We start from the raw sequence: 12,010 nt of genomic DNA on the forward strand, positions 1-12,010 counted from the left end.
AAAGGGGAAACCTGTGTTCCACTTCCATGTCGCACCCGGCGGGGACGACTCCTGGCCCGGCTCCCTCGAACGCCCCTTCGCCACCCTTGAACGCGCCCGCGAGGCCGCCAGGGAGTCCGGCGGGGAGCCCGTCGTCCACCTCAGGGGTGGCGTCCACGTGCTGAGCGAGCCGCTGGAGCTCACCGACGCCGACTCGGGCACCGTCTACCAGGCGTACGGCCACGGCACCCCCGACCAGGAGGACGCCGTGCTGAGCGGCGGCCGGACGATCACCGGCTGGCAGGTGAGCGACGGCGTCTGGCTGGCCGACGTCGGCGACCTGGAGACCCGCCAGCTCTACGTGGACGGCCGCCGCGCCGCCCGGGCCGCGATCGAGGAACTGCCCGGTTCGTCCCCGGCCGCGACCGCCACCGGCTACGTCACCGACAGCGCCGCGCCGCTGGCCTGGACCAGCCCGCGCGACGTGGAGTTCGTCCACCGCGGCGTGTACCCGTGGACCGAGGGCCGCCTGCCCGTCGCGGACGTCGCCCAGGACGGCGACCGGACCGTGATCACCATGGCGGCGCCCGCCTTCGGATGGGCCGCCGAGCTGTACAACTCCACCTGGGAGGGCACCACCTCCGCCGGGCCCGGCCTGCCCACCAGGATCGAGAACGACCCGAGCTTCCTGCGCGAGCCGGGCACGTTCGTGCTCGACCGCTCCCGGCCGGGCCACCACGTGCTGCGCTACCTGCCCCTTCCCGGCGAGGACCCGGAGCGTACGCGGGTGGTCGCCCCGGAGCTGGAGACCCTGGTACGCGGGTCCGGCGCGCGGCGGGTGACCTTCCGCGGGCTGACGTTCGCCGAGGCGACCTGGTTGCGCCCGAGCCGTCCCGAGGGCTTCGTGCACTATCACGGCAGCGGCTTCTACGAGGGCGGCGGCGTCGGCGTGGCGGAGCTGGGCGAGGGGGCGTCCGTGACGTATCCCACGGCTTCCGTGACGATTCCCGCCTGCGTCACGTTCGAGGACTGCTCGGACGTGGTGATCGAGGGGTGCCGGTTCACCAGGCTGGGGGCGTTCGGGCTGGGAGTGTCCGGCGGCGAGGAACAGGTCGTGCGCGGCTGCGACTTCGACACGCTCTCGGCGGGGGCCGTCGTGGTGACGGGCAGCCGGGGCACGGTGATCGAGGACAACCTGGTACGCGGCGTCGGGCTCGAATACCCGGGTTCACCGGGCATCGCGGTGATGGGGACGTCCGGCTGCGTCGTCGCGCACAACGAGGTCAGGGACGTGCCGCACTGCGGGATCACCGCCGGGCCCGGCGAGGGCACCCGGATCGTCCGCAACCGGACCGCCGACACCATGCAGGTGCTGGCCGACGGCGGCGGCGTTTACGTGTCGGGGCCGCAGGGCGCTTCCCATGACGACGGGGCGCTGGTGCTGGGCAACGTCATCAAGGACACCCGCACGCCGTACAACTTCGGGCTCTACACCGACTACGGCGCCTCCTGGGTGCGGGTGGAGGAGAACGTCGTCGCGCGCGCCGACAACACGGCGGTGCTGCACGTGGGCCCGCCGCTGGAGAACGTCGTCTACCGGGGCAACTTCTGGGACGCCGACCCGCTCGGCCACGACGCCCCGCCGCCCGGGGTCACGTACGAGGAGAACCGCACCATCAAGGACGAGCAGGAACTGAACGCCGCGACCACCGCCATCCGCGCCCAGGCGGGCCCGCGCCGCGCCCTCTGACGAACGGACGCCCGAGCCGGGATCAGTCGTCCCGGCCGGGCCGGTCGCGGTCACGGTAACCTTCTACTCCAGGTAGAAGGTGAGGGGGCGAGGGTGCAGCTCGGCAACCTCGAACGTTCGATCATGGAAGCCCTGTGGCGGCATCCTGAGGGCATGTTCGCGCACGACCTCGCGGCCGGTCTGCCCTCCGGTCCCGCCGTCACGACGGTGCTGACCGTGCTGATGCGCCTGGCGAACAAGGGCATGGTGGCCCGTGAGCGCGTCGGGCGGGCCCATCTCTACAAGGCGACCGCGGGCAAGGACGCCTTCGTCGCCGAGGCCATGCGCGCGGCGCTGGAGGAGGCCGGCGACGTGGTGGCGGCGGTGCAGCGGTTCGTCGGCACGGTGACGCCCGAGGTGGCCGCGGCGCTGCGCGAGGCGCTGGAAGGACAGGACGGACCGGAATGATGATCGCCTGGTTCGTCGCCGCCGGGGTGGCGCTGCTGCCGGTGATGCTGGGGCGGTGGCCGGGCATGTGGCCTACTGCGTGCCGGGCAGGCCGTCCTGCAGCTCAGCGGGCCGATGGCGGTGCTGATCGCGCCGCTGGTCTGCTTCGTGATCCAGGTCCGCCGGTACGCCGCCCGCGTCGGCGGCGCGGAACCGTGACCCCGGATCGTCGTGACCAGCGGGCCGAGGTTCAGGTGTGAGGGGACCACGGGCGGCGTCCCGGGTCACGCCGGTCGGCGGCTGCTGCCCGGTCGGCGTAGCGGAGCAGGTGCTGGGCGGAGGCTTCCAGGTCGGCGGCGGCCGTGACGCAGGACGTCAGGTGGGCGGTCACGGCCGCGCGCAGCCAGGGCGGCGTCCCGTCGCCGGCCTTCAGCCCCGCCTCGATCGCGCGCAGGCGCTCGGCGCAGGCGGTGAGGGCACGGGCGTCGGCACGCAGGACTTCGGCGTGGGCGATGATCGCGGCGATCCGGGCGGACATGGCTCCTCCGTCAGCCCGGCGGCACCGGGACGGCGGCGTCCCGGAGCGTCCGGCGGGTGGTGGCCGACAGGCACAGCAGCGGGCGGGCGCCGTCGAGGGCCAGCTCGCGGAGCCGTCCGGCCAGTGGATGGTCCGAGCCGGGCTCGACGGTCAGCCGCAGTGACGGCGCCAGGTGCAGCCGGGCCCGCCCGCGGGCACGTACGCAGGACCGCAGGACGTCACCGGCCGTGCCGGAGTAACCGACCAGGCCGGGGTCGCGTACGGACAGCCCCGGGCCGAGCCGTCCGCGCAGGGTGAGGACCTGCGCGGCGGCGAGATGGGCGGTCCGGGCACCGAGCCGAAGCTCCAGGGGCGTCAGGTACGTCTCGCCGCCCCAGAGCCGCGGGCCGAACGCGTGCACGGCCGGGGAGTCGACCATGGAACCGACGAGAAGGCTTCCCGAGCGCCGGTGTCCGGCCTCCCGCAGCAGGTCAAGCCCGCCGGGCCAGCCGGAACCCCGCCGACTCAGGCCGGGCGGCCCGGACCGCGCGGAAGCGCGGAACCCCCCAGGACGGGCGCGGAACGGGCCGGGGACGACCACGCCGACCTGCATCTCCGCGTAACCCCCCGCGCTGGTCCGCCGGTTCCACGCGGCGTGCACGGCGACCAGCGCGCGGCCCCCCACCTGGACGGCGGGGCCCAGCCCCGTCCCCTCCAGCAGCCCGGCCGCCGCCACCGGGCTCACGGCGAAGTACGCCGAGAGGGCGTCGCCGTCGTGACACCTGACAGGCAGGCCGGCGGTGCCCCCAGGACCGTCCACGGCGTGGGCGGGCACGGCAGGGAAGGGGAACTCCGCCGGGTCGGGCGGCCGGTCGAACAGCAGGTACGCCTGGGAACGCACGACCCGCCCCCGGAACGGCGCGAGCCGCTCCTCGATGAGGTCGCGGGCCTCGGGCAGGTCGTCGGCGATGTTGGCGAGGTAGCGCTCGATGCTGTGGCATTGCGGGAACAGGTGGGTGGAATCGCAGTAGTCCACCACGTACCAGTCGGGGTGCAGGTCGAAGCAGGTGCCGGCGCCCTGCCCGTCGAGGGTGGGGATGATGTCGTGCTGGTTGGTGATGCTGGCCACCCAGGTGCGCTGGTCGGCCGGCCGTTTGAAGTCGACGGGCGAGCCGACGGCGACGGCGTGCGTGACCGTGTGCCGGGCGCAGAAGGCGGGGTCCTGCGCCAGGTTCATGATCGCCGCGCCGCCCGCGCTGTGACCGACGAGCGCCAGTTCGGCGCCCGGCGGCGTCCCGTAGTCGGCGACGGCCAGGGCCAGGGCGCGGCTGTAGGGGCTGGCGGCCAGGACGGCGCTGCTGAACGCGCCGAGCAGGTCCTGGGGCGACTCGCCGTCGGGACGTCCGATGCGCATGCCCGGCGCGTGGAGGACGTGACGGATCACGCCGTCGGGGCCTTCGACGCTCTGGATGAGGGCCCGCCCGGTGGTGCCGATCGTGCTGATGTTGGCCAGGAAGCCGAGCAGCGACCCGCGCGTGCACAGCCGGGCGGACTCGGCCGCGGTCAGCTCGGCCCGGCGCGCGGCGCCCTCCCCGACGTCGAGGACGGCGATCGCCCTGTTGCTCAGGCCGATGACCGGATCGGCGGTGGCGAAGCCCCTCCCCGTCGCGATGAGCCAGGCGGTGGCGTCGTTGAGCGGGTTCTCGTCCAGCAGCGCGCGCAGCGCGAGGACCTCGCCGAAGACCGGCGCGAGCTGACTGAGCGCGCGCACCGCGCCACGGTCCTTGAACAGCGCGCGCAGGGCCCGGACGGCCTCCAGGTCGCGGTCGGCGGCGGCCGCGTCGATGAGCCGGGCGAGCATGGGGTCCCCGGTCAGCTCCGGATGGGTGACCGCCACGGCCGCCACGCGCAGCCGCAGCGACGTGGCCAGCACCCGTACGGCCAGGCTCTCGGCCCCCAGCATGGCGCCGGCCTTGGCGGCCGCGGTGGCCAGCCGGCCGCCGGCGAAGGAGTAGCCGAGGCCCCGGCGGTTCGTCGTGGCCCGGAGCAGCGCGCGGTAGGCGGGCCGGGCCGCCCCGGGAGCACGCGGCAGGGCGCGCAGCAGCGCGTCGTCGGTGAGCGCGGCCGTGGCGTGCGCCGCCGCGTCCTGGATCGTGACCGCGACGTCCACCAGCTCGCGGGCCAGGTCGCGCAGTGGCCCGGCGGCCGGATCGTCCCGCTCGGTCATGGCCGGGGCCGCCGCGACATGCCGACCTGGCGGGGGGCCGGGTCCTCCGGCGTGTTGCGGCGCAGGACGTCCGACAGCGTGCGGGTGGCCGCGATGATCCGCAGGCCCTGCGGGGAGAACGTGGCGGCGTTGAAGATGCGCGGGGCCAGCAGCGGGTTGGTGAGCGCCTGGGAGAACGCGTCGATGGCGATGATCTTGGTCAGCAGCGGCGGCAGGATCGCCTCGGGGGAGCCGGGTTCCTCGGCGAACAGCCCGACGTACAGGTCGACGTCGTCGACGTCGCGGTAGAGCTCGCGCAGCGCGCCGCTGACCCGCCGGTCGCCGGTGATCTGCTCGAACGTGGGCACGGCGGGGAACCGGCAGTGCTCCCGGTAGCCGTTGTACGGCGCCAGTCCGAGCGCCCGGGAGTCGGCGATGCTGGCCACGTCGATCTCGCGCAGCACGGGGTCGGTGTTGAACAGGCCGATGCGGCCGGCGCGCTGGCGGGAGGCGTCCTCGAACAGCCGCCCGAGGCCGGGCTCGGGGATCAGGTCGCCGGCGAAGAAGGTCTCGGCCATCGGCAGCTCGCGCCCGCCCACCGACAGGCGGGACGGGACCAGGCTGTGCCAGCGGTAGACGAGGTTGAACTCCACCGAGGCCCAGTTCTGCCGGTGCCAGGCCGCGTGGTCGAGGCGCGCCGGCAGCCACGGGTCGAGGGTGAACCGGAAGTGGTAGGGGGTGATGTGGTTGATGTACTCCTCGACGACCAGCTTGATCAGCAGCACGATGAGGATGTTGCGGGCCGTCTGGAACAGCCGCTCGTCGTCCCAGCGCGGATTCTCCCGGGCCAGCAGCCGCGCCACCCTGTTGTGCTCGCGCAGGAACAGCACCGTGAGCATGGTGAAGCCGACCTGGCCGTTGCCCCGGTCGCTGCCGGTGGCGAACAGCGTGTCGCGCCGCGCGTCGGACAGGTGGTCGAAGCGGACGACCCTCAGCGGGGCGAACTCCGGCTTGATCTTGCCGTTCTCGCACAGGTAGGGCGGGAACTCGCCGCCGTTGAGGATCTGGCTCTTGAGCAGCCCGCCGTCGAACGCGCGCAGCGCGGCGGTCGCCGCCTCGTCGAGGCCGTACACCTGGTTGAGGTCGATGTGGTGGTTGGAGCTGTTCTTGCGCGGATCGCGCGGGACGTTGGTGTCACCGCGCAGGAATCCGTCGGTGAACCACTGGGCGAAGTACGCGAACAGCACCGTGGAACGCGGGCAGGGGATCATCGACTCGCCGCGGGTGAACAGGTCGGCGGCCCTTTCGGCGCCGGGCAGCCTCCCTTCGGCGACGGCGACCGGGGGCAGGTGCCGGCCGCTGTAGGTGCGGTCGGTCAGGGAGGCCCATGAGGTGTAGTCGGCCATGGTGCTCAGCGGCTCGGGACGCGGCGGCATCTCGCGGATCGCGTGGTCGATCAGCGAGGCGTTGATCCGGCGGCGGACCGGGCGGCTGCTCTGCAGCAGGTCCCAGATCGGCCGGCCGCTGGTCAGGGCCAGGAACCTGAGCCGGTTGGACAGGCCGTCCGTGGCGATGCTGCGTGCTCGGGGGGCCATCGTCAGCCGTCCTTGCGTTCGGGGCCGAAGCCGAGGGTGAAGGCGTCGGGGAAGATGCCGAGCGTGCGCTCGACGCGGCCCGCCGGCGGCGGGAGCAGCCGCACCCCGGGACGCAGCAGCAGGCGGCGCACGGTCTCGGCGATCACCACGTCGGCCACGTGCACGCCGAGGCAGGCGTGATGACCGGACCCGAAGAACAGCCGATGATGGCCGGGACGGTCGAGGCGGAACTCGCCGGGCTCCGGCACCACGGCGTCGTCGAACATGGCCGAGGCCGGCGCCGCCAGCACGAACGTGCCCGCCGGGATCGTCGTGGCGCGCGGGGTGCCGGCGGCCAGTACGTGGTCGCGCTCGCACAGCCGGGGAAGCAGCTTGAAGAACGGGCTGAACCGCAGCGCCTCCCAGACGTACGGATCGAACCGCCCGGGGTCGGCGGCGACGGCCATGGCCTCGGCGAGCACCCGCGGGCGCAGCAGAAGCTGCTCGACCGCCTCGACCATGGCCCCGGGCGCGCTCTCCACGAAGCCCAGCGGCAGCCCCGCCATGTTGACCACGATGCGGTCGTCGGTCACGGCGGACCCGGCGGGCAGGCAGGTGCGGACGAGGCGGGCGAAGACGTCGTCGGGGAGTTCGCCTCCGGCGCTCAGCGTGGCGCGGTGCTCGGCGAGGCGGTCGCGCACGTGTCCGACCAGCTCGGCGCCCGCCTTGACGGAGGCCGCCTGGAGCTCGGGATCGCCGGCGAAGTTGGCGAAGCCGTCGGCGACGATCGCCCGCGTCCACCGGCCCAGGGTCCGCGGGTCGGGTCCGGGCACGCCGAAGTACCGCGCGCACACGCCGAGGGCGATCGGGCGGAACAGCCCGTGGACCGCTTCCAGGCGTCCGCCGGGCCGGGCGGCGTCGAGCAGGTCGTCGGCGAGGCGGCCGGTCAGCTCGCGCACGTCGGCCGCGTCCTCGGGGGCGAGCAGGAGCCGCATCAGGCCCTTCTCCCGCCAGTTCATCGGCGTGGCGTCCCTGCCGAGCATGAACGGGGCGCCCAGCGCGGCGTCCAGGCGCGGGCCGAAGGCGCGTACGGAGAAGACCCGCTCGTGGGAGAGCACCTCGGCGACGTCGGCGAAGCGGGTCACGACCGTGAAGGCGGGGGTGACGAAGATGGGACGCCGCTCGCGCAACTCGGCGAACAGGCTCCGCCAGTCGGTCCGCATCCACTCCCGGACCAGGCCGAACGCGGATATCGGGTCCCTTGCCAGGGCCTCGTCGTACCTCTCCAGATAGCCGCCCGTCGTCGCCTGATCGACAGCACCCATTCCGCGGACCTTCCACCTGATGTCGGAGCGCACAGGGATGATCACGATGCGCAATCACAATCTAGGGATGCGTCACAGCCTTTCTTCATGACGAGGGAGTGCATTGTTTGGTGCCTCACGGTAACTACTCCGTCACTGTCAGGACATTGCCGCAGTCCATGGGCCTGGTCATTGAATAAGGAGCCTGATCGCCCCGTGCCGCTCATCGGAGGAAACGTGACGTCACCCATGCCGCAGCCGGGCACGGCGGAGACGGTGACGGTCCCCACCGGCCGCCGCACCGCCTATCTGGTCGTCCTGGTCGTCCTGCCCGTGCTGCTGCTGGCCCTCGCGGTGCCGGCCGCCTGGGGCTGGGGCATCGGCCCCGGCGACCTGGTGATCGCGGTCGTGATGTACCTGGTGAGCATCTTCGGGATCGCCATCGGCTACCACCGCCTGTTCACCCACCGCGCCTTCAAGGCCAACCGGGGGCTGCGGATCGCGCTCATGCTGGCCGGCGGCATGGCCGTCGAGGGCCCCCTCACGCTGTGGGCCGCCGAGCACCGCCGCCACCACAAGTACGCCGACCGCGAGGGCGACCCGCACTCGCCGTGGCGCTACGGCGACAGCGGCCCGGCGCTGCTGCGCGGCATGCTGCACGCCCACATCGGCTGGTTCTACACGGCCCGTCAGCGCTCCAGCCGCCGCCACTGGGTGCCGGACCTGCTGGCCGACCCGGACGTGCGCCGCTTCGACGCCGCCTACCCCTGGGTCGTCCTGCTGTCGTTCGCGCTCCCGGCCGCGGCCGGCGGGCTGTGGTCGATGTCGTGGTCGGGCGCGTGGAGCGGGCTCCTGTGGGGCGGCCTGGTCCGGTACGCCGTGGTGCACCACGTCACCTGGTCGGTGAACTCGATCGCGCACACCTTCGGCGACCGCCCGTTCCGCACCCGGGACCGTTCGTCCAACGTGTGGTGGGTGGCGATGCTGACGCTCGGCGAGGGCTGGCACAACTGGCACCACGTGGAGCCCGCCTGCGCCCGGCACGGCGTGCTCAGGGGCCAGCTCGACCCCAGCGCGCGGCTGATCCGCTGGTTCGAGCGGGCGGGCTGGGCCCAAGGCGTGCGCTGGCCGGCCCCCGACCGCCTCGCGGCCCGCCGCGCCGAGCACCTCCCCGACTCCTCGCGCTGATCCGGCGGCCGGCGTTCGCGTGTGATACCGCGACGCGGCGCACCCTTATGGGACGATGGAGCCAGTCAGGTCGCTTCAGCCCTCCTCCCACGAGCACGACGTTGGAGAGGACGGCCATGGAGATCAGGCCGCAGGCGGTCGTCATCCCGAAGGAGACCGGCCACCTGGAACAGGGCAAGTACGGGCCCGTCTTCCCGCGCGGCCCCGCGTGTTACGGCTTCACCATCATCGCCGGCGTCAAGCCCGGCCGGGCCGACGCGATCCGGAGCTACGGCGACACGCTCGCCGAGGCGCTGCGGGACGACCCGACCCTGCTGGCCCCCCTGAAACTGCACTACCTGCGCTGGGTGCTGTTCGACGACGACACCCGCTTCATGTACCAGGGGATCTTCGACACCGACTTCGACAAGTACACCGAGGACGCCATCGCGCTGTTCACCCGGGCGGGGGTGAGCACGGTCTTCGAGAACCTCGAAGGCTTCCCGGAGGACTGGAAGACCAACCCCGAGGCGTTCGTCAGGTTCGTCCGTGCGCATCACTGCCCGAGCTTCATCGAGTACGGCGAGTACCCGTACGTCACCGCCGACGAGATCAAGAAGGCCCTGCGGATCAAGGGCGCTCTGTCGGAGATGCTCGACCAGTTGCAGTGACGGCCTCGCACGGCGCAGGAGATCAGATGAGTGAGTCGAAGACGGCGCGCACCTACAACCAGGACCACGTGCCGCGCCCGTACGCCCCCGGCCGGCGACGGGTGAGCATCTACGTCGCATGGAGCTACCCGGCCGAAGCGGGCCGGGACGTGACCGTGCTGGACAACCGGTTCTCCACGATGACCGAGGTGCGCCGCGTGCAGTGGCCGGCCTACGAGGACCCGCAGTGGTCGGACCCCATGCGCTTCCAGCAGGGCATCGCGGGCGGGCTGGAACTGTTCTTCTGGGGCTGGCTGCCCTTCCAGCGGTTCGTCCGGGAGGCCACCGGGTACCCGGTGCCCGTGTATCAGCGCGTCGACCAGGCCGGGTTCCACACTCCGCTGGACGAACGGGTGCTGGCCGACACCGACACCCTGTTCGTGTGGGGGCTGGACCACATGATCACGGGACAGGAGGCCACGCCGGCGGAGATCGAGGCGCTGCGCGAGTTCCTCACGCGTGAAGGGACCTGTCTGGCTCTGGGGCCGCATCACGACGTCGGCGCGACCGACGACATGGCGGTGCGCGACCTGGAGTACCACCATCACGGCGACGCGCTCGTGCCCCGCCAGCAGCGCTTCGGCAGGTACACCCGGTCGCTGATGGAAGGGCTGGGCGTGCCGGTGGAGAACCGATACGGCCTGCGTCCCGCGGTGACGGATGCGGGCACGAACGCCCCGCTGACCATCGCCAGGGACCTGGACAGCCGGGGGTGGCTGGACGGGGTGTCCCACTTCAACTTCCACATGCACCTTCCCCACTACGCCGTGACCACCGACGACCCGGACGCCGTCCGGGTGCTGGGCCGGCAGCCGGTCGACCTGACCAGGCCGCCGCACCCGTTCGTCGAGGCCGGGAACACCGAGTTCAACATGTTCCTGTGGCTGCCTCCGCGCGGTGACCGGGCCGGGGACGTGATCCTCGCCGACTCCACGATCTTCAGCTCGCTGTTCGGCGTGGACGACAGCCTGCGCGCCTTCTGGAACAACCTCGTCACAGCGAAGTAGCACGGCAGGAAGGCGCAATCCGGTGAGCGAAGAGTCTCGGGTCCCGCTCGAACTGGACGACATCCAGCGTGGCGTCCTCGGCGCGCGGCCGACCCCGTACGCGGCGACGTACCTCCTGTTCCGCATCGACGACCGCGCGCAGGGCCGGGAGCTGATGCGGCGGGTGAGCGCCGTGGTGACCTCCGCCGCCGACGCCATGAGCCCCCTGGGGGAGACGTGGGTCAGCGTCGCGCTCACCTACCACGGGCTGGACGCCCTCGGCGTCCCCCGGCGGTCGCTGGACACGTTCGCGTGGGAGTTCAGGCAGGGCATGGCCGCCCGCGCCGCCGCTCTGGGGGACACCGGGGACAGCGCCCCCGTCCATTGGGAGCCGCCGCTCGGCACCCCCGGCGTGCACGTGGTGCTGGTGGCGGTCGCGCCCGACAGCGCGCAGCTGCGGGCCGCGATCGAGCGCGCCCGCCCGGCCTACGAGGCCCTGCCCGGCGTGACGGCGATCTGGCGGCAGGACTGCCACGCCCTGCCCACCGAGACCGAGCCCTTCGGCTACCGCGACGGCATCAGCCATCCCGCCGTCGAGGGCAGCGGCGTCGCCGGTTCCAACCCCCTGGAGGTGCCGCTCAAGGCGGGCGAGTTCGTGCTCGGCCACCCCGACGAGCTCGGCGGCACCCAGGCCCCGCAACCCGACGTGCTCGGACGCAACGGCACCTACGTGGCCTTCCGCAAGCTCCACCAGCGGGTCGCGTTGTTCCGGCGCTACCTCAAGGACAACGCCACCGGCCCGGAGGACGAGGAACTGCTGGCCGCGAAGATCATGGGACGCTGGCGCAGCGGCGCGCCGCTGGCGCTCTCCCCGCTCCACGACGACCCCGGCCTCGGCGCCGACGCCGCCCGCCGCAACGCCTTCCTGTACCGGCGGGACGACCCCGCGGGCCTCACCACGCCCGGCGGCTGCCACATCCGCCGGGCCAACCCTCGTGACGCGGAGGTGGCCGGAGTCCCGAGGTTGCACCGCATGATCAGGCGCGGCACCGTCTACGGGCCGCCGCTGCCCGACGGCGTCCTGGACGACGACGGCGCCGACCGGGGGCTGATGTTCGCCTTCGTCGGCGCCCATCTCGGACGGCAGTTCGAGTTCGTCCAGAGCGAATGGATGAACGACGGCGTCTTCTTCGGCGCGGGCCCGGCCAGGGATCCCCTGACCGGCTCCGCCGACGGCTCCGGCGACTTCACCATCCCCCGGCGTCCCGTACGGCGGCGCCTGCAATCCCTGCCGCGGTTCGTCGTCACGCGTGGCGGCGAGTACGGCTTCATGCCGAGCCTGACCGCGCTGCGCTGGCTGGGCGACCTCACGGGCTGACGTCCGTGGACGC

10 protein-coding genes are annotated in these 12,010 nt (G+C 72.9%); 6 read left to right on the forward strand and 4 right to left on the reverse strand.

All coding sequences use genetic code 11. The features are described from left to right. The first annotated feature begins 13 nt into the window (after positions 1-13). A complete protein-coding gene (locus ACIA8R_RS42905) occupies positions 14-1,729 on the forward strand; it encodes a right-handed parallel beta-helix repeat-containing protein (protein ID WP_397043350.1) in 1,716 nt (571 codons plus the stop codon). Positions 1,730-1,822: 93 nt separating this feature from the next. Further along, the gene (locus ACIA8R_RS42910) at positions 1,823-2,176 is read left to right on the forward strand and encodes a BlaI/MecI/CopY family transcriptional regulator (RefSeq protein ID WP_397043352.1); all 354 of its coding nucleotides are present in this window, start codon (positions 1,823-1,825) and stop codon (positions 2,174-2,176) included. A gap of 229 nt (positions 2,177-2,405) precedes the next feature. Here ACIA8R_RS42910 and ACIA8R_RS42915 read toward each other — a convergent pair whose 3' ends face one another. From ACIA8R_RS42915 to ACIA8R_RS42930, 4 genes are read right to left on the reverse strand one after another with little or no spacing between them, the layout of a single operon-like run. Beyond that, positions 2,406-2,693: a hypothetical protein gene (locus ACIA8R_RS42915; protein ID WP_397043354.1), complete on the reverse strand. Its 288-nt coding sequence runs from the start codon at positions 2,691-2,693 to the stop codon at positions 2,406-2,408. A gap of 10 nt (positions 2,694-2,703) precedes the next feature. Continuing rightward, positions 2,704-4,899, reverse strand: coding sequence for a hypothetical protein (locus ACIA8R_RS42920; RefSeq protein WP_397043355.1), 2,196 nt, complete (start codon positions 4,897-4,899; stop codon positions 2,704-2,706). After that, positions 4,896-6,473 carry a peroxidase family protein gene (locus tag ACIA8R_RS42925; protein ID WP_364093445.1) on the reverse strand — a complete coding sequence of 526 codons (1,578 nt, stop codon included), beginning with the start codon at positions 6,471-6,473 and terminating at the stop codon, positions 4,896-4,898. The genes ACIA8R_RS42920 and ACIA8R_RS42925 overlap by 4 nt, the downstream gene beginning before the upstream one ends. A gap of 2 nt (positions 6,474-6,475) precedes the next feature. Continuing rightward, positions 6,476-7,777 carry a cytochrome P450 gene (locus ACIA8R_RS42930; RefSeq protein ID WP_397043358.1) on the reverse strand — a complete coding sequence of 434 codons (1,302 nt, stop codon included), beginning with the start codon at positions 7,775-7,777 and terminating at the stop codon, positions 6,476-6,478. Positions 7,778-8,005: 228 nt separating this feature from the next. Here ACIA8R_RS42930 and ACIA8R_RS42935 point away from each other — a divergent pair, with 228 nt between their 5' ends. From ACIA8R_RS42935 to ACIA8R_RS42950, 4 genes are all read left to right on the forward strand, one after another. Beyond that, positions 8,006-8,944 carry an acyl-CoA desaturase gene (locus ACIA8R_RS42935; protein WP_397043381.1) on the forward strand — a complete coding sequence of 313 codons (939 nt, stop codon included), beginning with the start codon at positions 8,006-8,008 and terminating at the stop codon, positions 8,942-8,944. A gap of 116 nt (positions 8,945-9,060) precedes the next feature. Further along, complete coding sequence (locus ACIA8R_RS42940) at positions 9,061-9,594, forward strand: hypothetical protein (RefSeq protein ID WP_364093451.1); 534 nt, start codon at positions 9,061-9,063, stop codon at positions 9,592-9,594. 26 nt (positions 9,595-9,620) lie between these two features. Beyond that, on the forward strand, positions 9,621-10,640 hold the full coding sequence (locus ACIA8R_RS42945; protein WP_397043360.1) for a hypothetical protein: 1,020 nt from the start codon (positions 9,621-9,623) through the stop codon (positions 10,638-10,640). 22 nt (positions 10,641-10,662) lie between these two features. Beyond that, positions 10,663-11,997 carry a Dyp-type peroxidase gene (locus ACIA8R_RS42950; RefSeq protein WP_397043362.1) on the forward strand — a complete coding sequence of 445 codons (1,335 nt, stop codon included), beginning with the start codon at positions 10,663-10,665 and terminating at the stop codon, positions 11,995-11,997. The last annotated feature ends 13 nt before the right edge of the window (positions 11,998-12,010 follow it).

It is taken from the genome of Nonomuraea sp. NPDC051191, assembly GCF_044455665.1.
Taxonomy (GTDB): domain Bacteria; phylum Actinomycetota; class Actinomycetes; order Streptosporangiales; family Streptosporangiaceae; genus Nonomuraea.